Raw genomic sequence first — 20,216 nt, 5'->3', positions numbered from 1 at the left:
CGCCGGCAAGCCGTGCTCCTACAGGGAGCGGCCCTTCTATAATTGAATTGCACACAATTCAATTGCTCGCTATGTTTGCTCCATTCCCTTCGAAACCGGAGCCTTTCCCATGAGCGACAACCTGCTGAGCATCCCGTGCACCACCATCAAGGGTGAGCAAAAGACCCTGGCGGATTACGCCGGCAAGGCGGTGCTGGTGGTCAACACCGCCAGCAAATGCGGATTCACCCCACAATACAAAGGCCTCGAAGAACTGTGGCAGACCTACAAGGACCAGGGCCTGGTGGTGCTGGGCTTCCCCTGCAACCAGTTCGGCAAGCAGGAGCCGGGCAATGAAGGCGCCATCAGCGAGTTCTGCGAACTCAACTACGGCGTCAGCTTCCCGCTGTTCAAGAAGATCGAAGTCAATGGCACCGGCGCCCATCCGCTGTTCGTGCAATTGAAGAAGCGTGCCCCGGGCGTGCTCGGTTCCCAGGGGATCAAGTGGAACTTCACCAAGTTCCTGATCGGCAAGGACGGCCAGCTGGTCAAGCGTTTCGCCCCGGCCACCAAGCCGCAGGACCTGAGTCGCGAGATCGAAGCCCTGCTCAAATGAACAGCCTGCCCGCCGACTCCCTGAACCTCGACAGCCAGCTGTGCTTCAAACTGTATGCCGCGTCCCGGGCGGTGATCCGGGCCTACAAGCCGATGCTCGATCAACTGGGCCTGACCTACCCGCAATATCTGGCGATGCTGGTGTTGTGGGAGTGGCAGGAAAAAGTGCCGGAGCAACCGACCGTCAAGGCGCTGGGCGAGCGGCTGGCGCTGGATTCCGGCACCCTGACGCCATTGCTCAAGCGTCTTGAGCAATTACAGCTGGTGCAACGGCAGCGCTCGGCCCGGGACGAGCGCGAAGTGCACTTGAGTGTGACGCCAGACGGGCTTGCCTTGCGTGATCAGGTCGGCCCGTTGAAGGCCCGTCTGTTGTGCGACAGCGGCGTGGATCTGGATCGCCTGAGCGAGCTGCGAGAAGGCCTGGACCATCTGTTGGGGCAGATCAAGGCACTGTCGTGACCGGTACCCAGATATCCAGCAACGCGCCCAGCTCTTCGCGGCGGAAGGGTTTGGCCAGATAGTCGTTCATGCCTGCCGCCCGGCAGCGCTCGCGTTCTTCGGACATGGCATTGGCGGTCAGCGCAACGATGGGCAATTGCGGCCAGCGCCCGCTACGGCGGATCTGCCGGCTGGCCTCATAGCCATCCATGACCGGCATGTTGCAGTCCATCAGCACCAGGTCGAATTCACTGTTCTCCAGCTGATCCAGCGCTTCGACGCCATGAGCTGCAACGTAGACCTCGCAGCCGAGCTTACCCAGCATGCCTTTTGCCACCAGTTGATTGACCGGGTTGTCTTCGACCAGCAGCACCCGTGCCCGGCGTTGCGCAGAGGGCGTATCGACCTGGGTTTCGCTGATCGTCGTCATTTCCGGTTGCAGGATGCGCCGCAGATTCTGATACAGCGCATTGCGCGCCAGCGGGCGAGCCTGCTGCTGCAAGGGCGCGAGGGCGCTGACCTGTTCGCTGGGCAGGAAACTGCCGTAGGCGGTCACCAGCAGAATCGGCGCGCTGATGGCCGGACGCAGATTGAACAGGCATTCGGGGCAATCGGTAATCAGCACATCGGGGTCCAGGCCGATCAGCGGATCATCGATGGACCGTTGCTGATACTCCACGCCCCAGACCGGCAAGACACTGGACAGCAGTTCCGCCAGACCACTGCTGGCGGAGGTGATGGCGATGACCTTGCCGCCCAGGGTCGAGGGGACGACGGCCCGGGTATGGCGGGGCAGTGGCAATTCAGCGCAGAACTGGCTGCCGAAGCCGGCTTCCGAACTGATGCTCAAGCGGCCATTCATGGCTTCGCACAGGTTGTAGGTCAGTGCCAGCCCCAGCCCCGTGCCACCGAATTGCCGGGTGATTCCGGCGCCCGCCTGGGTGAACGGCTGGAAGATTTTGACCTGAGCGTCCTGAGGAATACCGATGCCGGTATCGCAGACTTCGATCTTCACCCCTTCACCGGAGCTCGACAGCCGCACATCGACCCGCCCGAAACGGGTGAACTTGAGCGCGTTGGAGAGCAGGTTGCTGACGATCTGCCGTACCCGGGTCGGATCGCCGAGCACCAGCGCCGGAAACTGCGGATCGATGAGGCAGGTCAGCTCGACACTCGGCGCTGCGTTCTGCGACAGCAGGTTGGCGGTGTCTTCGACCAGCGAGCCCAGGTCGAACGGAATGTGTTCGAGCTCGAGCTGACCGGCATCGAATTTCGACAGGTCGAGAATATCGTTGAGCAATTCCACCAGCACTTTGCCCGAGTCATGGGCGATGGACAGCTGTTGCTGTTGCTCGGCCGTCAGCGGCCCGTCGAGGGACAGCGCGATCATCCCCAGCAAGCCATTGAGCGGCGTGCGAATCTCGTGGCTCATGTTGGCCAGGAACACCGAGCGCGCTTCGGCCATGTCCAGCGCGGTACTGCGGGCGACTTCGAGTTCCTGGTTGGACTGGCTGAGGCGGGCATTGATCGCCTTGAGTTCGGTGGTGCGCGCCGAGACGATGTTTTCCAGTTGGCCGAGGTAATCGGTCAAACGGTTTTCCGCGTTGCGCCGTTGCTGGATCTCGGTGGCGACATTCTCGAACTGCTGGTTGGCAACGGTCACCAGAACCCCGATCTCGTCGTTGGCATGCCCCGGCGGACACTCCAGGGCGGTCGGTTCCATGCTGCGCGAATCGCGGCCGCTCAGTTCACGGATCACCCGCACCAGCGGCTTGGTCAGCATCACATAGAACAGCGCCAGCAGGATGCCGGTCAGGATCAGGCTGCGGGCAAAACCGTTGAGCAGCGTCACTTCGGCGCGACGCAGGAAGCGATAACCGAAGGAATAGGTGTCGACATCCAGTTGCAGGACGCCGAGGGATTCGTTGGGCAGGTGATCCAGATAGAGGCGGTCCTCGAACCGCCGGTCCGCGCCGAACAGCAAGTCGCTGAGCACCCGATAGCCGCTTTGCAGGCCGGGGCGCCTGACGTTGGCGAGCACGTTGCCGTTGTTGTCGGTCAGCTTCGCGCCGATGATCGCCGGGGAACGCAGCAGGCCCATGGTCAGTTCCTGGGCCAGCTCGGCGTCGATGTTGTAGGCGATGCGTGAGGCAGGGTTGTGGCTGATTTCCAGCAAAGACAGGATTTCACGGTTGATGGAGGCGTCTTCGCTGGCATAATCGATGCCTATTTGCAGCAGGCTGAGCAGCGTGCCCAGAATGAAACCCACCAGCACGGTAAGCCGGGCTTGTTTATAGGACAGCCGGTTGGTGAATTTGATATCCATGGGGTGTTGGACCACTTCCGTTTCCCTTCGCTGCTCAAGCATAGCCGATCATGCATGATGTTCTCGGGAGCCTTCTACCGGGGCTTTGGCCGGTCATCAAGCGCTATTTGCCATCGCTGTATCACCATCATGTTTGTCAACTTGCCCGAGGAAAAGACGTGGATTCCCGATTGAATGCTTTTCTTGAACGCGCCGACGCCGTTCTGGCCCGTATCGAACCGCTGTTGCCCACCCCTCGGCAAGCCATCGACTGGACGACCTGCCTGGCGGCTCGCTGGCAGCGCGAAGGGCGCAGCGGTTTCCTGCTGCCGCTGCAAGTCAGCCTCGACATGCGTCTGTCCGACCTGATCGGCGTCGATCGGCAAGTGGAGCAACTGGGCCGCAACACTCAACAATTCATCGACGGTATGCCCGCCAACCACGCCTTGCTATGGGGCTCGCGTGGCACCGGCAAATCGTCGCTGGTCCGCGCCTTGCTGGCCGAGCATGCCGAGGGCGGATTGCGCCTGATCGAGATCGAGCGCGATCATTTGGCAGACCTGCCGCGGGTCGTCGAACAGATCGCAAAACTGCCGCAACGTTTCGTGCTGTTCTGCGATGACCTGTCGTTCGAGTCCGGCGAGGGCGATTATCGCGTGCTCAAAAGCGTCCTCGACGGTTCCCTCGAACAGGCGCCGGACAACGTATTGCTGTATGCCACTTCCAACCGTCGCCACCTGGTGCCGGAAAAGGAAAGCGATAACGAAAACTGGAAACGCGTCGATGGCGAATTGCACCCCAGCGAGGCGGTAGAGGACAAGATCGCCCTGTCGGATCGCTTCGGTCTGTGGCTGTCGTTCTATCCGTTTACCCAGGAACACTTTCTCAACGTCGTCGAACACTGGATCGGTCAGTTGGCCGACAAGGCCGGCCTTGAGTGGCAACGTACCGAGGAGCTGGACATCCTCGCGGTACGCTGGGCCACCGGGCGCGGCAATCGCAACGGACGTTGCGCGTATCAATTTGCCCGCTATTGGGTCGGGCTGAAACTTTTGGAGCACAAGGCATGATCGATTTACAAAAGAGCGGCCAGGGCCTCGAAGGCTACGGCATGCTGCACGCGCAGCTCGAATCGCTGCTGGCGGACGAGCGGGATTTCATCGCCAACGCCGCGCAGTTTTCGGCTTTTCTGTTCAACCAGCTCGAAGACCTGAACTGGGCCGGTTTCTATCTCAACCGTAACGAAGAACTTGTGCTGGGCCCGTTCCAGGGCCAGATCGCCTGCGTACGGATTCCCTTCGGCCGTGGTGTGTGCGGCACCGCAGCGGCGACCTTGCAGACGCAACTGGTCGAGGACGTACACGCTTTCCCCGGTCACATCGCTTGCGACAGCGCGTCTAACAGCGAAATCGTGGTGCCGTTGGTCAAGGACGGTCGGCTGATCGGAGTGCTGGATCTCGACAGCCCGAAACTGGCGCGCTTCACCACCGAGGATCAGGCCGGTATCGAGCAACTGGCAGCGATTTTCCTGCGCCTGACCGATTGCTGATCACACCGTCAGGCCCGCTTTGATCAGCAGGCCTGACGCGTCCACCGCATCGATCTGCCGAGCGTCGAGAAAACGCTCGGCGTACTGCCGATAGATGCGCGCCTCGATGAACAACCTGAACAGCTGCGGATCGATGTGGGCATCGCGGCACATGAACGCCATGATACCCAGCGCCTCGCTCAGCGACTTGGCCTTCTTGTAAGGCCGGTCGGCAGCGGTCAGGGCTTCGAAGATATCGGCAATCGCCATCATCCGCGCCGGCAGGCTCATCTCTTCGCGCTTCAAGCGTTTCGGGTAACCGGTGCCGTCCATTTTCTCGTGATGGCCGCCGGCGATTTCCGGGACGTTGCGCAGATGGGCGGGGAAGGGCAGCTGATTGAGCATCAGGATCGTCTGCACCATGTGGTGATTGATGATGTAGCGCTCCTCGCTCGTCAGGGTGCCGCGGGTGATGCTCAGGTTGTAGAGCTCGCCGCGGTTGTACTTGTAGCGCGGAACATTGAGTTTGAACCCCCAGGGATTGTCCGGCGCGATCAGTTCGGTCGCGGGGCGTTCGAGCAGGTGTTCGGCCTTGTCCGCCAGCAGCCATTCGGTCACCGGCAATGTCGGGGCCGGAGTGCGGGCCTGGCGCTGGTTCTCTTCCCAGGAAACGCCCAGACGGTCATCCAGGGTTCGCGTCCAGGTGCGCTCGGCGATGCGGCGCAGGCGCTGCAGATCGTCCTCGGCCATGGCTTCGCCGCCCAGATTGCAGTTGGCGACAAAGGCGAAATCCTCATCCAGCCCTTGCAGCGTCCCATCGCGCAGCTGTGCCAGCGATTGCTCATCGCCGCCCTGGGCGAGCGCCCGCCAGTAACTCACCCAGGCATCGCGCTTGAGCACCTCGAAGCGGGTACGGATTTCGTGGATGCGATCGTTCAGGGTTTCCAGTTTCGTGGCCTTGTCGACGACGTATTCGGGCGTGGTGACCTTGCCGCAATCGTGCAACCAGGAGGCAATGTGCAGCGCCTCCCATTCATCCTCGTTGGGTTGGTAGTCACAGAACGCCGGGTCGTTGCTGGCCGCCGCGGCCTGAGCGAGCATCAGCGTCAGGACCGGTACACGCTGGCAATGTCCGCCGGTGTAGGGGCTCTTGGCGTCGATCGCGCCGGCCAACAACTGGATGAACGACTCCATCAGCCGTTTCTGGCGAGCTTGAAGCCGCTTGCTTTCGATACTCACCGCCGCCGCGCCGGATACCGCTTGAAGAAACGCGATGCGGTCGGGACGCAGTTTTTCCAGGTCTTCCTTGCTGCCGCTGTCCTCCAGCAGGAACACCAGCAGGCCCACAGTTTCGTTGTGGCGATTGTGCAAGCGAATGCCGATCAGATGAACCCGAGGGCACTCCAGTGCGAGCAGCACTTTCTGTAAATCCCCAGCCTGTTCGAACCCCAGATTGCTGACGACATTGTCGGCGGTGCACAACTGTTGCATCCAGTCCGGGCTCTGCGGATTCTGCGGTTCGTGAGCCTGCAGGTCGAAGGACGCCAGGGGTAGAGCCGTCTCCTTGATCACCAGGCCACGGGGTTCCATGCGGTCATCGTCGCCTTCGCGCAGGTAGATCAGGCCGGCCTGGGCCTGGCCGATCTTCACGGTTTCAAACAGCACCCGTTCCAGCAGAGGATCGAAACGGGTTTCGGCGCTCAGGCTGTCGGTGATCTGGAAGAAGCTCGCCAGGGTGTCCTTCATCCGTGACATCGACACGCTCAGTTGATCGATCTCCAGCACCGGAGAGCGCCGGGACAGCGGTCGGTTGAAATCGAAACTGCGAATGGCATCGGCCTCCAGCACCAGTGCCCGCAAGGGTTTGACGAGGATGCGCGAAGTCGCCCAGCCCAGCGGTATGCACAACAGCAGCGTCGCCAGGGTAATCAACGCCCCTTGCCAGCGCATGCGGTAGGCATCGACGAGCAATTCATCTTCCGGCACCAGCATCGCCAGTTGCAGGCCGTTGGGCCCGCCTTCCTGCATGCTGCTGCGGGCGACGATCCATTGGCGACCGCCGGCATTCAGGCGATTGCCTTCTTGGGGGGCGTTGAGCAGTGCATTCAGACTGGGGTTCAGGTCGGCGGCTTTGATCAGGCGAGCGGTCTTGTCGTCGATGATCAGGCGGCTGGCGTCGGGATAGGCAACGGCATTGCCGTGGGTATCGAATAGCACGATCTGGGTGGCGGGCGTCACCACGTGCTTGGCCAGAGTGGCGCTGAGTTCGGCCAGGGTCAGGTCTGCGCCCATCACCACCTGCTCGCCACCGCGTCGGGCCAGGGTGGTGCCTACGTTATGGGTGGAAAAGAACACATAAGGTTCGGTGGTGATCTGATCTTGATCGCGGCTGGCGCTGGTAAACCAGGTGCGGCTGCGCGGGTCGTAGCTGTCATCGGGGTTGTCGTGGCGGCTGATGAAGGTCAGGCCCTGATCGAAAAACAGCGATTGGGAATGCACCTGGCCGCTGCTGTTTCGCTCGATGCTCCAGACGTGATAAGCCGCTGTCGCTGGAGCTTCGAGCAGGGTTTTCAGGGCCTCGGTCCGCAGCGGTCGAACCATGAAAAAATCGCCGTTGCTGTAGCCAAGATACAGCGACGCCAGATCCGGGTTGTCGATGAGCGACTGGCTGAAGGGTTTGAGCAGTGTCAGGCGTTGCGTCAGGTCGGTGCCGTTGATGGCCGGGTTGACGACTTGCAGGCTCAGCAGGTGGCGGATCGGTTCATAGGTGGCTTTCAAGTCCAGGCGCACATCCTGCTCGATGCGCTCGAACAGCTTCTCGCTGCTGGACAGGATGATCTGAGTGGTCTGATGGTAGTTGAACAGGCCCAGTACGATCCCCGTAAACAAAAGCAGGCAGGTGAACATCACGCTGATGTGAACGTGCAGGGGAAATCGCCGAGGATCCGGACGCAGTGGGTCAGACATGCAAGTCACTCCGTGAGGGTTAACACACTGCTCAGCGTCCAAGCATAGTTAAGCCTCTGTGGTTCTGCTGTGGTCGTTGTCGCCGATTTGTTGCAGCAAAGCCTGGTCGAGTTCCAGCAACGCACGCTCCACGGCGGAGGCGCATTCGGCGACCTGGTCAGGGGCAAAAGGCGTTCGGCAAATGCTTTCGAGGGCTTCACAGCTGTCGATCAGTCGAGAGGCCTGAACGATGCGGGCTGCGCCCTTGATTTTGTGGGCAATATCGAGAAACGCCTGGGGTTCGGCGCAGTCGCGCAGCGCCAGCAAGCCCTGACGATCCTGACGATTGCTGTTGAGCAGTTCGGTCAACAGGCGCAGGTTCAACGCCGGGTTGCCTCCCGTCAGTTGTTGCAAACCTTCCAGGCGGAAGGCGGGGGAACGGACCGTCGGTGCCAGGCCTTCGACCCTGTGGCTCAGGGCCGTCAGAGTCAGGGGTTTGAACAGGCAGTCATCCATGCCTGCGCGCTTGCAGCGCTGGACCTCTTCGGGCTGGGCATTGGCGGTGAAACCCAGGACCGTACACGGCGCTTGTCGCGTCTGTTTTTCGTGTTGGCGAATGGCCCGGCACAGCTCGTAGCCATTCATGACCGGCATGTTGCAGTCGACGATCACCAGGTCAAATGCGTCGGTCTTCCATGTCTCGAAGCCTTCCTGGCCATCCGCCGCGACGCAGAATCGATGACCGAGAAATTCCAGCTGCTGGCACATCAACAGGCGATTGGCGGCGTGGTCATCGACCACCAGCACCTTCAATGGAGCACTCACCGCATAGACAGGTGGATCTTCCCTCACTTCAAACTCCCGTTTCAGTGCCGGCAACAGCAGCGACATTTGCACCCGCGTACCGACGCTGGGCTGACTGCTCAGTTGCAGGCTGCCACCCATCCTTTCGCAAAGGCTGCGGCTGATCACCAGTCCCAGCCCGGTGCCACCCGTCTGCCCGGTGTTGGCGGCCTGGGCAAAGGGCTGGAACAGCCGTTGCTGATCCTGGGCGCTGATACCGATACCGCTGTCCTCGACCTGCAACTGCATCTGCACCTGATCGGGCTCGTTGGTCGGGTGCAACTCGACGCTGATCCTGACCTGCCCCTGTTCGGTAAATTTGATGGCATTGCTGACCAGATTCGACAGCACCTGTTTGAAGCGCAAGGGATCGAGCAGGACGTCGACGGGAGGATCCACCGGATTGAAATCCAGCTGCAGTTCCAGGGCTTTCTGCCGTGCCAGTCCGTCGAATATCCGCACTACGGACGCCACGACTTCCCGTGGATTGACCCGTTCGGGGCTCAGGCTCAGGTGTCCGGATTCGATGCGGGCGATGTCGAGAATGTCGCCGATCAACTCCAAAAGGTCTCTGGCCGAGTTGTAGGCGACATCGATGGCGGGACGATCCGGGTGTTGGTGCTCGATGCGCTTGAGGGTCAGTTCGAGCATGCCGATGATTGCATTCATCGGCGTGCGGATCTCGTGGCTCATGGTTGCCAGAAAGGTGCTTTTGGCCCGGTTGGCTTCATCGGCGCGCTCCTTGGCGCAACGCAGTTCATCGAACAGTTGCCGGCGTTCGCTGATGTCGATCCAGCCACCGATGATGCCCTGCACTTCACCGCTGGAGTCGCGGTACGGCAGGATCCAGTGATAGATCGTCAGCCGGCGACCGCCGATGTGCATCGGCCGGTCGAGAATCAGCGGCGTGCCCTCGGCCACCACGCGCTGGTAATCGGCCTGATATTCCCGGGCCTCGAAAGCATTACTCAGGGAGCCTTCGATGACACTTTTGCCGATGACGTCCTCGCGTCTGGCGTTGAAGGCTTGCAGATAGCTGTCGTTGCAGCTTTGCAGCAGGCCCTGGCGATCACGCACGTAGATCGGATGCGGCGTGCCGTTGACCAGCGAACGCATGAACTCGAATTGATCGCTCAAGGCGCGTTCGGCGGCTTTGCGTTGATTGATCTGACGCCGCATGTAGGCGTTCCAGGCCACGGAGATCAGCAACAGTACGCCGGCGCCGATGACGATTTGGTAGAACAGCCGGTGGTAGTGACGCCAGGTGTTTTGCGCAGACGCCGAATAACCCCGCCAACGGCTGTTGATGATGCCCAGTTCTTCCGGCGAGATGCTCAGCAGAGCCTTGTTGAGGATGTCATGCAGCTCCTTGGCCCCGTGCTTGGTTGCCAGGGAAAAGGCGGCCTGTTCGGTGCCGATGGTAGTGCTGATCTGCAGGGTGTGCTCGAACAGGCGCGAAGAAATGAAGTAATTGGCGATCACCAGCGAATTGACCGCGCCTTCCGCCAAACCTTCGGCGAGCATTTCCACGGCGCTGAAGGTGTCCGGGGTTTCAATGATCTTGATCAACGGAAACTCGCGCCGCAGATAGTCCACCAGCGGATGGCCCTGAGCGATGGCCAGGCGACTGCCTTCAAGTTGCGTCAGGTTAGCGGGGCTGTCTTCTGCCTTGCGCGTCAGCAGGACGTAGGAGTTTTGCAGGTAGGGGCGGCTGAAATTCAGCAGGGTCTCCCGTTGCGCGCTGGGGAGCAGGGCGGCGATCAGGTCAGCCTGGTTGTCCTCGACTCGCTGGATCATGTCGCTGTCGCTGCGGCTGCGCTGGATGTCGAAGCGCAAGCCGGTGCGCAGCCTGATCAGTTCGAGCAAGTCCGCCGCGACACCACGCAGGTTTCCCTCGCTGTCGAAAAAGGTCAGCGGCGCGAACGCTTCGTTGACCACCACGCGCACCACCGGATGTTGCGCCAGCCAGCGTTCCTCGCTGTAGCTGAGTTCCAGTTTGTGATCGGTGAGCAGAATGTCGCTGCCGGCACTCCAGCGCCGGGCGATGTTCTCGCGAACGCTGGAGGGTACGGCTTCGAGCATCGCGTTGACGATGCCCAGCAGTTCGGGATTGTCCTGGCGCACCGCGAAACTGAAGCCATGGGCTTCGTGTTTGCCGAAACTGGCCATGCGGATGTTGTTCAGGTAACCCTTGTTGATGATGTAGTGGGTGGAAATGGTGTCGCCGAGAAACACGTCTGCCTGATCGAAGGCAACGGCGTTGATCGCGTTCTGGTAGGACGGGTAGGAGGTGATGAGCGCCTTCGGATACAGGGCCTTGACCTCGTCCAGCGGCAGGTAGTGATAGACCATGCTCAGGCGCATGTCGGCCAGCCCGTCGGTGAGGGAGCGCGATTCGCCTTCGCGGGTCACCAGCACCGGCTGGTCCACGGCGTAGGGTTGGGACAGGACGATATCGCTGTTGCGCGCCTCGAAGCCGTTGGCCGTACCCAGCAGGTCGACTTCACCATTTTCAAGGGCCTCTATGGCTGCGCCCCGGGAAGGGAAGCGCTGGACCCTGATGGGCAAATCGGTGACGTTGCCGAGGATGCCCGCGTAATCGGCGGTGAAACCCTCGTAGTCGCGGCCGCTCGAGGTCAGGTCAAAGGGTGGGTAGTCCGGTGCGGAAGTGCCCAGGACCAGTTCCCGCCTGTTCTTCAGCCAGCGCTTTTGTCCGGTGTCCAGCCGAATGTCCAGGTGCCCGGCCGTGGAGCGACTCAGCAAGTCGTAGGTTTCACTGTGCTGTGCCGCGAACGATGAACTGTTGAGGCAAAGGCCGACGGCAATCAGTATCAGATAATCCATTACGCGACTGGGCATCCTGTTTCTCACACGAGTGCGTTGCGTTTGGCCATTTCGATGAGTTCAACCAGCGACCTGGCCTTGAGTTTCTGCATCAGTCGTTTCTTGTAAGTGCTGACGGTCTTGTTACTCAGAAACATGCCCTTGGCGATTTCCTTGTTGGTGCGACCTTGTGCGAAAAGTTGCAGCACCATCAGTTCCCGGTCGTTGACCGACTTGAACAACTCCAGTTCGGCGCAACGGGCTTCGTCGCCACGAACCGGATTCAATGCTTCGCTCGGGAAGTAGTTGTAACCCGACAACACGGCTTTGATGGCGCTGACCAGTTCGCTCAGATCTTCCTGTTTACAGACATATCCGGACGCACCGGATTGCATGCAACGAATCCCGAAAAGTGTCGGGCACTGTGCTGTCAGTACCAGGGTCTTGAGCGGCGTACTCATTGCGTTGAAGCGGGCCAGCACTTCCAGGCCATCGAGCTTGGGAATGCTGATGTCGAGAATGACCAGGTCCGGCATGCATTCACGGACCATCTGCATGGCATCGACCCCGTTGTCGGTTTCACCGATGACTTTGTAGCCCTCGTGCTCAAGCAGCATACGAACCGCAAGCCGGATGACAGGGTGATCGTCGACAATAAAAACGGAGTTCATAAAAGAGTCCCATGCGAACTGAAATAAAGCGCGCACCTTAGCTCAGATAGTTGGTGTGACGTATGAACGGACTTGGTTGCAAGGGCAAAATAGGAATCTTCCTACAAGCAAAAGAGAATGGGACTACGTGTCAACTAGATTTTTTACGTTGGGTAATGGCGTTTATATAAAGTTAGTTGCAGTCTTTGTAAGTTTTCTTAAAAGGCTTTTGTTGTTTTTTTGAACGCTGTTTTTTAAGTTTGTCGAAGTCAATAGTTGTATAAATTCGTCCTGTTTCAGCGGTTTTAACAAATAACCCAGCAATGGAAGGCCATGGGCAATTGCCATGTCTTCAATCCTGTCCAGTTCGGCCGGTGTCAGGCTGCTCAGCAGAATGGCGTGTTTGATCATTCCGCGCTGGCTGGCGAACTTGACCAGCTCGATGCCGGAGATATCAGGCAAACATTGATCGCATAAAAGAATATCGAAGGGTTGTTCGGCGCCCAGCATCTGCGTCACAGCACCTTGTGCGCAGTCGGTGGTGATCAATTGGTTAAAGCCATAACTTTCGAGCAGGCATTGAGTTGCCTTGAGCTGGAACGGATGGTCTTCCACCAGCAAGATGCGCAGATTGTCTTTGTTCATTTTTTTATGCTTCTTTTTTGAGCAAAAGAGGCGCGATTGTTTCGCTTCAAAAACCGCCAATCGATCAGTCGTTGCGACATCACTTGTAGGGCGATTCAGCGAACATTGAACGTTATTGGCGATCGGGTGGCTGATCGGCCATTACGGCGGGGGTAATGGTCGATCAGCAGGTGCTCGTCAACGGTTGGAGCGTCCCGTCATTTCCAGCGCCATGTCGCTGGCGTAGCTGTCCGTCATGCCGGCGATGAAGTCGATCATGCGCAGGAACGAGGCGTGCAGCGAACCGTGCGGATCCGGCGCATTGTTGCCCAGCAGATCGAGAATACGTCGGCTCTTGAAGGACGGCGTGCGGCCGTTGTGTTGTTCCACCGCCGCACCGCAGAACGCATTGAGCAATATTTCCAGGGTGGTGTAGGCACCGATTTCGTGCAGGGTCTTGCGTTTGTCCTGAAAGATTTTCTTGCGGGCCATGTCCTTTGCATTGAGCACGCATCGTTTGGCCGGGCCATGCATGTGTTCCACCAGATCGCCGGGCAGCGTGCCGGCCAGCAACGCGTCCTGCTGCTCGACGAAGGCACGGGCCGCGGCATTGGTCAGGTGTTCGATGGCTTTGCCGCGCAGGATTGCCAGTTTTCGTCGGCGAGAATCCCCGGGGCCGAGCTGGCGATAGGTTTCCGGCAGATCGTCACCCACCAGGTCCAGCAGCAGGGATTCCACTTCGGTGTATTCGAGCAGCGACATTTCCAGACCGTCTTCAAGGTCGATCAGCGCATAGCAGATGTCATCGGCGGCCTCCATCAGATACACCAGCGGATGGCGCGCCCAGCGCTGATCCTCGAGTTGCGGCAGGCCGAGCTTGTGGGCGATCTGTTCGAGCAACGGCAATTCGCTCTGATAGCAACCGAATTTGTGCTTCTTGTAGCCCAGCGAGTCGGCGTGCCGCGCCGTCCAAGGGTATTTCAGGTAGGTGCCGAGGGTGGCGTAGGTCAGCCGGGTGCCACCGTCGAACTGGTGGTACTCCAGCTGGGTCAGTACCCGAAAGCCCTGGGCGTTGCCTTCGAAGTTGAGAAAGTCATTGCGCTCGGCTTCGCTCATCGCATCGAGCCAGCCACGTCCGGCGGCTTGCTGGAACCAGTGGCGAATCGCATCTTCGCCGGAGTGGCCGAAGGGGGGATTGCCAATGTCATGGGCCAGACAGGCCGACTGCACCACCATCCCCAGATCGCTGGGATCGCACCACTCGGGCAGGGCGCTGCGGATGGTTTCGCCGACGCGCATGCCCAGGGAACGGCCGACACAACTGACTTCCAGCGAGTGGGTCAGACGGGTGTGGATATGGTCGTTGCTGGAGACCGGATGCACCTGGGTCTTGCGTCCGAGGCGACGAAACGCACCGGAGAAAATGATGCGGTCATGGTCTTTGTGAAAAGGGCTGCGGCCAAGTTCCTGCGAGCTGTGCAGTGGCTTTCCGAGACGTTCGCGGGTAAGCAGGGTATGCCAATCCAAGGCGGGGGCTCTCCGTCGGGGGCTTGAGTTGCTAGCTTCCCGGTTCGCGCCGGGACCTGCAAGGTTTTCCACAGGCAGCACACGAGATGCCCCTCTGAATAAAGAGGGGCATCTCGGGGGTTTGGCTGAGAGTCAGCTGGAAAGTGACAGCTCAGGGCCTGCGCGAGGTGCCCTGCATCACCAGTTTGATCAACGGGCCAAGGGTCGTGCCGAGACGAACAAGGCGGGTCAGGCTGCTGGCGCCGCCGCTTTTGGCACCCTTGCCGGTGAGAAAACCGAGCAGGGTGACCGCCGCCACGCCCCAAAGTGGAGCGTGTTTGATGCCCAGGCCTTCGTGCAGGTTTTGCGTCATCCCTCGCACACGGTGCAGGGGTTGCAGCAGTTGCGCGGATTCGTTGCGGATTTCCTGGCGATGCATTTCCATGCGCAGCCGGATCAGCGTCTTGCGCATTTCCGTGCGCGAGGCATTGCGAGGCAGTTCGGGCAGGTTCATGGCAACAGGCGCTCCCGGTCGTTGGACAATTCTTCCAGGGTGCCGTGGAAGGGCGAGGATTCATCGAAAATCGCCGCTCTGAGGCGAATCCCGCAGAAAATCGCCGCCAGGGTATAGAAGACGCAAAGGCCGATGATCGCCTCCATGCGATAGGTGTCCCAGAACAGGATCACCACCAGGGTCGACAATCCCACCAGCAACAGCAGAGCAAACACCAAGGCCAGGCCTGCGAATAGCAGCAGGCTTACGGTGCGGGCTTTCTGCTCCTGCAATTCGATGCCGAACAATTCGACATGACTGTGCAGCAAACCGAGAACGGCGGCGCCGAGGCGTCGCGATGAGGAACTGGCGCTCGCTGTGGACGCGCCCAAATCTTCGATCGCCATGATCAGCGCCGGGTTGCCAGCAGACCGAGAAGGAAACCCACGCCGGCGGCGATACCGACCGATTGCCATGGGTTGGCCTGAACGTAGTCCTCAGTTGCGGTGACGGCGGCCTGGCCGCGTTCGCGCAACGAATCTTCGGTCAGCTTGAGGGTTTCCCGTGCCCGCAGCAGGCTGTCATGGATCTGCCCGCGCAATTCGTCGGCCTGGTCACCCGCCAAAGACGCCGTATGTTCAAGCAACCGCTCGGTGTCGCTGACCAGTGTCTGAAAATCGTTCATCAGAATTTCTTGAGCAGTCTTTGCCTTGGTGCTGGCCATTGGTGATCTCCATAAGTGGCGTCTGAAAGGTTCGAGTATGAGCCCTTCGCGAAGGTTCAGTACAAATGACTGGTACAACTCTTGCTGTGTCGTGGTGCGTCAGCCTGCGGCACTGCGCTGTTGCTGGGCATGATTTACGCAAAACCCTGATTGCAGCAACCGCAAACCGGATAGAAAAGCCGGTTGAGGTTGGCCCTGAAGAACCCTTGTGCGCCAAAGCGGTTCATCGGGCGTGATGCCCTCGATGTCGGGCGTCACAACTTGGTGCATGGATTGCCCGCGCGAACTGCTTTGGTGCTTTTTTCTGCCTTGAGGTCTGCCTGATCCATGGAAAATCTGCAAAGCGCTGTCGACAGCCTGGTCCATAGCTCCAACACGTTGTTCATTTTGATCGGTGCGGTCATGGTCCTGGCCATGCACGCCGGTTTTGCCTTCCTGGAGGTCGGCACAGTACGCCAGAAAAACCAGGTCAACGCGCTGTCGAAGATCCTCAGCGACTTCGCCGTTTCGACCCTGGCCTATTTCTTTATAGGCTATTGGATTTCCTATGGGGTGACCTTCATGCAACCGGCGGCGGCGCTCAACGTCGATCACGGTTACGGGCTGGTGAAGTTTTTCTTCCTGCTGACCTTTGCCGCGGCCATCCCGGCGATCATTTCTGGCGGCATCGCGGAGCGCGCGCGCTTCGTTCCGCAGCTGTGCGCGACGGCACTGATCGTGGCGTTCATCTATCCCTTTTTCGAAGGCATGATCTGGAACGGCAACTTTGGCCTGCAAGCCTGGTTGCTTGAGCGTTTCGGCGCGAGTTTCCATGACTTCGCCGGTTCCGTAGTGGTACACGCCATGGGCGGCTGGCTGGCGCTGGCGGCGGTGTTGCTGCTCGGGCCACGCAACGGTCGCTACCGCGAAGGGCGTCTGGTGGCGTTCGCACCGTCGAGCATTCCGTTTCTGGCGCTGGGCTCGTGGATCCTGATCGTCGGCTGGTTCGGTTTCAACGTGATGAGCGCGCAGACCCTGCAAGGGGTCAGCGGGCTGGTGGCGGTGAACTCGTTGATGGCGATGGTCGGCGGCACCATGGCGGCGTTGATCGTCGGGCGCAATGACCCGGGCTTCCTGCACAACGGTCCGCTGGCCGGGCTGGTGGCGATCTGTGCCGGCTCCGACCTGATGCATCCAGTGGGCGCGCTGGTCACCGGGGCGATCGCCGGGGCGTTGTTCGTCTGGTGCTTTACCGCGGCTCAAAGCAAATGGCACCTCGATGATGTGCTGGGTGTCTGGCCACTGCATGGCCTTTGCGGTGTATGGGGCGGCATCGCCTGCGGCATTTTCGGTCAGAGTGCGCTGGGCGGGTTGGGCGGGGTCAGCCTGATCAGCCAGTTGATTGGCACGGCGTTGGGCGTGGTGGTGGCATTCGTCGGCGGCTATGCGGTGTATGGCGCGATCAAGGCCTTCCACGGCCTGCGCCTGAGCCAGGAAGAAGAGTATTACGGAGCGGACCTGTCGATTCACAAGATCGGTGCGGTCAACCAGGAATGATTCTGCGCCGGTCGGGCGCTCGACGACTTTTCGGGGCGGGCCTAGAATAGTCACTTCATTTTTGTGGTTGAGCGCTCATGCCTCCTGAATGTCAGCTGTTCGGCACCCTGGGGTGCCACCTCTGTGAAGTGGCCGAAGCCCTGCTGATGGAGTTCGTCGAGCGCGGCCTGCTGGTGGAACTGGTGGACATCGCCGACGATGAAACCTGGTTCCAGGCCTACAGCCTGCGGATTCCGGTATTGCGACGAATCGACACCGGAGCTGAGCTGGGCTGGCCGTTCGGCTCCGACGATGTAGTGGACTTTCTGCGTTAGCCTTTCGTGACAACCGCCCCGTCGGTCGAACTTTGCGTTTCATCCTATTGGCTTAAACGGTGCGATTCGGATACTGTATGCACATACAGTTATTCGGATTGTGCGCTGCTGTTCCTGGATTCAGGGACGAGCGGGGCGGTCCGGGCGTGAGAGGGATGAATCGTGGTCAATGTCGAACAGTTGAAGAGCAGCGTGAACCGGATGTCGGTGGACGTAGTCCGCGAGGCGGTCCTCGAATTGCGCCTGGACGGGCTGGTCACCGAAGGCAAGATGCCTTTCAACAAACTGCATTTCAATACCTGTTTCGCGGAAATCGAAGCCCTGTTCCAGCGTGCCGGCTATCACCGCCAGCTGGATGTCGTGGGTTATCAGGGATTGATGTACGCCCTGTATGACCCGGTGCGCTGGGAGGCGGTCGACGTTCTGCGCTGGCTCAAGGAGTACACCGAGGCCGCGGCGCGCACACCGATACCGGCCTGATTCTTCGCTAGGTTCGTGCGCAGCGCTGTTGGATAATGCCGCTCTGCCTTGAGATCCAGAGTTTTCGAATGTCCAGTTCATCTTTTTCCGCTGCTCACAGCCAGGCCAGCACCCTCTGCCTGCCGCCTGGTTCGTGGCAGACCGTTTTCGATTGCCTGTGCGAGCACTTCAGCGCCATCGGTCGTGAACAGTGGCTGGACCGTTTCGCCCGGGGTCGCGTGCTGGACGCACAAGGTGCTCCCATCCCGCTGGACCTGCCGTACAAGCAAGGCCTGCGCATCCACTATTTTCGCGAAGTGCCGGACGAGAAACCGATCCCGGTGTTCGAGTCGATCCTGTATGCGGACGAGCATCTGGTGGTGGCGGATAAACCGCATTTTCTGCCCGTGACGCCTTCGGGTGGCTATGTCGAACAGACATTGCTCAGACGCCTGATCCGTCGCCTGGACAACCCGAATCTGGTGCCTCTGCATCGTATCGACCGGCATACCGCTGGGCTGGTGCTGTTTTCCGCCAATCCTCAGACCCGCTCGGCGTATCAGTCGCTGTTCCCCACCCGGCAAATCGAAAAACGCTACGAAGCCATCGCGCCGGCATTGCCTGAACTCTCATTTCCCCTGGTGCATAAAAGCCGGATGATCAACGGCGAGCCGTTCTTTCGGATGCAGGAAGGGCCGGGCACGCCGAATACCGAAACCTTGGTCGAGGTCAAAGAGCGCAACGGTAAGCTCTGGCGCTATGCGCTTTCTCCGGTCACGGGCAAACAGCATCAGCTGCGAGTTCACATGACCGCGTTGGGCGCGAGCATCTGCAACGATCCGTTTTATCCACAGGTGCTCAAGGATGCGCAGGACGACTACGCTAATCCCTTGAAGCTGCTGGCCCAGGGATTGACGTTCGTGGATCCGGTCACGGGGCAGGAAAGAACCTTCGAGAGTGCGATCACCTTGCAGTGGTGATGAAGGCGGTGCGACTCATGCGGGGTTCTAATAAATCGAATTCATGATCAGCTTTGCAGTCAATTGAACATGCCCTCGAGGCTGTCGTTCAAAGAACTCGGGACGGTTGCCAGATCGCTGGGCGGCGCCCGAACCTTCCATGCAAGGAGATACCCATGAAACGTACCGTTTTCGCTGGAATGTTCATTTGCACAGCCATGCTGGCCTCTCCCGTATTCGCCTCGGACCATGATCTTTGCACGATCAAGCTGCAGGAACTCAGGGACAAGGTGACCACTTTGCCGGCTACCTCCGAAAACACCACCATGGACGTCAAGCGACTGCAGGCGAGCGCGGAAGCGGCCAACGCGGCGAACGACGACAAGCGATGCATTGCTGAAGCCACGCAAGCCATTACCCGGGTAGACAAGTTGGCTAAGGAGCCGACGCCTTAACTCGCGCTAATCAGATACGAAAATGCCCCGACAAGTCGGGGCATTTTCGTATCCGGTAGTCGCCGCGCGGATTACAACTCTTTAACGGTGCGAACCTGATCCTTGTTGATGCGGGTCTGCTTGCCGTCCAGTTGTTCGAATTCGTAGAAGCCCGAATCCTTGTCATAGCTAGGCGTGTCGACGGCCTGGATCTCGCGACCGTCATTCAACGTGATCACTGCAGGCGACGAGCAACCGGCGAGGGTAGCGAGGCCCAGAGCGAGCATGAAAGTGGCCAGGGTCCGTTGAGTCATGGTGTGTCTCCGAAAATGAATACTTGGTTACTAAACTTCAGACGTGTGCAGCGCGTGCAAGTTCCTCGGTGCGATCAGTCTGACACAGTGTTGTGGGCGCTTAACAGTTCCGGGGTGTTGAGGTTGGCCAGGCGCGGATCGTTGTCGGGGCACTGCAAGGCGGTGGCGCCGAGTTGGCGCATGATTCGTCCCGGGCTGCGCTCACCCTGTTGCCAGGCGCTTTCGAATTCATTGAGCAAGGCCACGGGAATGACGCACAGCAAGGGCTCCCAGTGATCGTCATGGCGCAGCATCAAGGGCTTGTCCGGATGAAGACTGGCGGCTTCGCGCATGCTGGCGATCAACGCATCGTCGACACGCGGCACATCGCAGGGCAGGACCAGCATGTGGCTATGGCGCGCCGCTTTCAGGCCTGCCCGGATGCCGGCCAGGGGGCCCGGAAAATCGCCTTCGTCGTCGTGAACCAACTGGTCGGCGTAGGGCGCGTATTTCTCCAGATTGCGGTTGCAGGAGATGATGAGGTCGTCGCTCAGCGCCCGGGTCTTGCGGTGCAGATGCGCAATCAACGGCTCGCCGTGCCATTGCACCAGGCCTTTGTCCTGACCGCCCATGCGTTGGCCGCGGCCGCCCGCCAGGAGGAGAATGGAGCAGGGGGGCAAATCATTCGAGGTCATGGCGTGGTTCCATCAAGCAAGGTGGGGCGGCGAGGAAATGGGGCGCTGTGAT

The 20,216-nt window shown here is 59.9% G+C and carries 19 protein-coding genes and 1 pseudogene; 9 read left to right on the top strand and 11 right to left on the bottom strand.

Annotated features, from left to right (window positions below; translation table 11 throughout):
* Window positions 1-109 precede the first annotated feature (109 nt).
* Complete coding sequence (locus K9857_RS13570) at window positions 110-595, top strand: glutathione peroxidase (RefSeq protein WP_224536507.1); 486 nt, start codon at window positions 110-112, stop codon at window positions 593-595.
* On the top strand, window positions 592-1,053 hold the full coding sequence (locus K9857_RS13565; protein ID WP_224536505.1) for a MarR family winged helix-turn-helix transcriptional regulator: 462 nt from the start codon (window positions 592-594) through the stop codon (window positions 1,051-1,053). Before K9857_RS13570 ends, K9857_RS13565 begins: the two co-directional genes overlap by 4 nt.
* Here the strand turns inward: K9857_RS13565 and K9857_RS13560 are convergent.
* Window positions 1,037-3,358, bottom strand: coding sequence for a response regulator (locus K9857_RS13560; RefSeq protein ID WP_318011756.1), 2,322 nt, complete (start codon window positions 3,356-3,358; stop codon window positions 1,037-1,039). The genes K9857_RS13565 and K9857_RS13560 overlap by 17 nt on opposite strands.
* Before the next feature lie 158 nt (window positions 3,359-3,516).
* Between K9857_RS13560 and K9857_RS13555 the strand changes: the two genes are divergently transcribed.
* Window positions 3,517-4,407: an ATP-binding protein gene (locus tag K9857_RS13555; protein ID WP_224536502.1), complete on the top strand. Its 891-nt coding sequence runs from the start codon at window positions 3,517-3,519 to the stop codon at window positions 4,405-4,407.
* Window positions 4,404-4,886, top strand: coding sequence for a GAF domain-containing protein (locus K9857_RS13550; RefSeq protein WP_224536500.1), 483 nt, complete (start codon window positions 4,404-4,406; stop codon window positions 4,884-4,886). The genes K9857_RS13555 and K9857_RS13550 overlap by 4 nt, the downstream gene beginning before the upstream one ends.
* Here K9857_RS13550 and K9857_RS13545 read toward each other — a convergent pair whose 3' ends face one another.
* The 8 genes and pseudogenes from K9857_RS13545 to K9857_RS13510 form a co-directional block, all read right to left on the bottom strand.
* Window positions 4,887-7,832, bottom strand: coding sequence for an HD domain-containing phosphohydrolase (locus tag K9857_RS13545; protein ID WP_224536498.1), 2,946 nt, complete (start codon window positions 7,830-7,832; stop codon window positions 4,887-4,889).
* 48 nt (window positions 7,833-7,880) lie between these two features.
* Complete coding sequence (locus K9857_RS13540) at window positions 7,881-11,513, bottom strand: transporter substrate-binding domain-containing protein (RefSeq protein ID WP_224536495.1); 3,633 nt, start codon at window positions 11,511-11,513, stop codon at window positions 7,881-7,883.
* Window positions 11,514-11,521: 8 nt separating this feature from the next.
* The gene (locus K9857_RS13535; protein WP_175377001.1) at window positions 11,522-12,148 is read right to left on the bottom strand and encodes a response regulator transcription factor; all 627 of its coding nucleotides are present in this window, start codon (window positions 12,146-12,148) and stop codon (window positions 11,522-11,524) included.
* A gap of 246 nt (window positions 12,149-12,394) precedes the next feature.
* Window positions 12,395-12,772 (bottom strand): annotated as a pseudogene (locus K9857_RS13530) (response regulator); the annotation flags it as partial.
* Window positions 12,773-12,949: 177 nt separating this feature from the next.
* Window positions 12,950-14,278, bottom strand: a complete 1,329-nt coding sequence (locus K9857_RS13525; protein ID WP_224536493.1) for a deoxyguanosinetriphosphate triphosphohydrolase — start codon at window positions 14,276-14,278, stop codon at window positions 12,950-12,952.
* Window positions 14,279-14,429: 151 nt separating this feature from the next.
* A complete protein-coding gene (locus K9857_RS13520; RefSeq protein WP_224536491.1) occupies window positions 14,430-14,771 on the bottom strand; it encodes a hypothetical protein in 342 nt (113 codons plus the stop codon).
* On the bottom strand, window positions 14,768-15,157 hold the full coding sequence (locus K9857_RS13515) for a phage holin family protein (protein ID WP_224536489.1): 390 nt from the start codon (window positions 15,155-15,157) through the stop codon (window positions 14,768-14,770). Before K9857_RS13515 ends, K9857_RS13520 begins: the two co-directional genes overlap by 4 nt.
* Window positions 15,158-15,159: 2 nt before the next feature.
* A complete protein-coding gene (locus tag K9857_RS13510) occupies window positions 15,160-15,474 on the bottom strand; it encodes a YqjD family protein (protein WP_175377006.1) in 315 nt (104 codons plus the stop codon).
* 327 nt (window positions 15,475-15,801) lie between these two features.
* Between K9857_RS13510 and K9857_RS13505 the strand changes: the two genes are divergently transcribed.
* The 5 genes from K9857_RS13505 (at window position 15,802) to K9857_RS13485 (ending at window position 19,197) form a co-directional block, all read left to right on the top strand.
* The gene (locus K9857_RS13505) at window positions 15,802-17,010 is read left to right on the top strand and encodes an ammonium transporter (RefSeq protein WP_224536487.1); all 1,209 of its coding nucleotides are present in this window, start codon (window positions 15,802-15,804) and stop codon (window positions 17,008-17,010) included.
* Window positions 17,011-17,087: 77 nt separating this feature from the next.
* Window positions 17,088-17,324, top strand: coding sequence for a glutaredoxin family protein (locus tag K9857_RS13500; protein WP_175377008.1), 237 nt, complete (start codon window positions 17,088-17,090; stop codon window positions 17,322-17,324).
* 162 nt (window positions 17,325-17,486) lie between these two features.
* A complete protein-coding gene (locus K9857_RS13495; protein WP_224536486.1) occupies window positions 17,487-17,804 on the top strand; it encodes a transcriptional regulator in 318 nt (105 codons plus the stop codon).
* 68 nt (window positions 17,805-17,872) lie between these two features.
* The gene (locus tag K9857_RS13490; RefSeq protein ID WP_224536484.1) at window positions 17,873-18,763 is read left to right on the top strand and encodes a pseudouridine synthase; all 891 of its coding nucleotides are present in this window, start codon (window positions 17,873-17,875) and stop codon (window positions 18,761-18,763) included.
* Between the two features lie 155 nt (window positions 18,764-18,918).
* Entirely contained in the window at window positions 18,919-19,197 is a 279-nt protein-coding gene (locus K9857_RS13485; RefSeq protein ID WP_224536482.1) for a hypothetical protein, read from the top strand.
* A gap of 71 nt (window positions 19,198-19,268) precedes the next feature.
* On the opposite strand, the gene K9857_RS13480 is transcribed toward K9857_RS13485, so the two are convergent.
* Both K9857_RS13480 and mobA read right to left on the bottom strand, forming a co-directional pair.
* Window positions 19,269-19,490, bottom strand: a complete 222-nt coding sequence (locus tag K9857_RS13480; RefSeq protein WP_110964155.1) for a YgdI/YgdR family lipoprotein — start codon at window positions 19,488-19,490, stop codon at window positions 19,269-19,271.
* A gap of 74 nt (window positions 19,491-19,564) precedes the next feature.
* Window positions 19,565-20,164, bottom strand: coding sequence for a molybdenum cofactor guanylyltransferase MobA (gene mobA, locus K9857_RS13475; protein ID WP_224536480.1), 600 nt, complete (start codon window positions 20,162-20,164; stop codon window positions 19,565-19,567).
* Window positions 20,165-20,216: the final 52 nt, after the last annotated feature.

The sequence above is a fragment of the Pseudomonas sp. REP124 genome (genome assembly GCF_020164475.1).
GTDB lineage: Bacteria > Pseudomonadota > Gammaproteobacteria > Pseudomonadales > Pseudomonadaceae > Aquipseudomonas.
This window is presented reverse-complemented; position numbering and strand designations above follow the sequence as displayed.

What these genes read in the sequence shown, in the direction of transcription:
- K9857_RS13570 (WP_224536507.1), top strand. Translation starts at nt 110, where the DNA reads ATGAGCGACAACCTGCTGAGCATCCCGTGCACCACCATCAAGGGTGAG.
- K9857_RS13565 (WP_224536505.1), top strand. Translation starts at nt 592, where the DNA reads ATGAACAGCCTGCCCGCCGACTCCCTGAACCTCGACAGCCAGCTGTGC.
- K9857_RS13560 (WP_318011756.1), bottom strand. Translation starts at nt 3,358, where the DNA reads ATGGATATCAAATTCACCAACCGGCTGTCCTATAAACAAGCCCGGCTT.
- K9857_RS13550 (WP_224536500.1), top strand. Translation starts at nt 4,404, where the DNA reads ATGATCGATTTACAAAAGAGCGGCCAGGGCCTCGAAGGCTACGGCATG.
- K9857_RS13545 (WP_224536498.1), bottom strand. Translation starts at nt 7,832, where the DNA reads ATGTCTGACCCACTGCGTCCGGATCCTCGGCGATTTCCCCTGCACGTT.
- K9857_RS13540 (WP_224536495.1), bottom strand. Translation starts at nt 11,513, where the DNA reads ATGCCCAGTCGCGTAATGGATTATCTGATACTGATTGCCGTCGGCCTT.
- K9857_RS13535 (WP_175377001.1), bottom strand. Translation starts at nt 12,148, where the DNA reads ATGAACTCCGTTTTTATTGTCGACGATCACCCTGTCATCCGGCTTGCG.
- K9857_RS13520 (WP_224536491.1), bottom strand. Translation starts at nt 14,771, where the DNA reads ATGAACCTGCCCGAACTGCCTCGCAATGCCTCGCGCACGGAAATGCGC.
- K9857_RS13515 (WP_224536489.1), bottom strand. Translation starts at nt 15,157, where the DNA reads ATGGCGATCGAAGATTTGGGCGCGTCCACAGCGAGCGCCAGTTCCTCA.
- K9857_RS13510 (WP_175377006.1), bottom strand. Translation starts at nt 15,474, where the DNA reads ATGGCCAGCACCAAGGCAAAGACTGCTCAAGAAATTCTGATGAACGAT.
- K9857_RS13505 (WP_224536487.1), top strand. Translation starts at nt 15,802, where the DNA reads ATGGAAAATCTGCAAAGCGCTGTCGACAGCCTGGTCCATAGCTCCAAC.
- K9857_RS13500 (WP_175377008.1), top strand. Translation starts at nt 17,088, where the DNA reads ATGCCTCCTGAATGTCAGCTGTTCGGCACCCTGGGGTGCCACCTCTGT.
- K9857_RS13490 (WP_224536484.1), top strand. Translation starts at nt 17,873, where the DNA reads ATGTCCAGTTCATCTTTTTCCGCTGCTCACAGCCAGGCCAGCACCCTC.
- K9857_RS13485 (WP_224536482.1), top strand. Translation starts at nt 18,919, where the DNA reads ATGAAACGTACCGTTTTCGCTGGAATGTTCATTTGCACAGCCATGCTG.
- K9857_RS13480 (WP_110964155.1), bottom strand. Translation starts at nt 19,490, where the DNA reads ATGACTCAACGGACCCTGGCCACTTTCATGCTCGCTCTGGGCCTCGCT.
- mobA (WP_224536480.1), bottom strand. Translation starts at nt 20,164, where the DNA reads ATGACCTCGAATGATTTGCCCCCCTGCTCCATTCTCCTCCTGGCGGGC.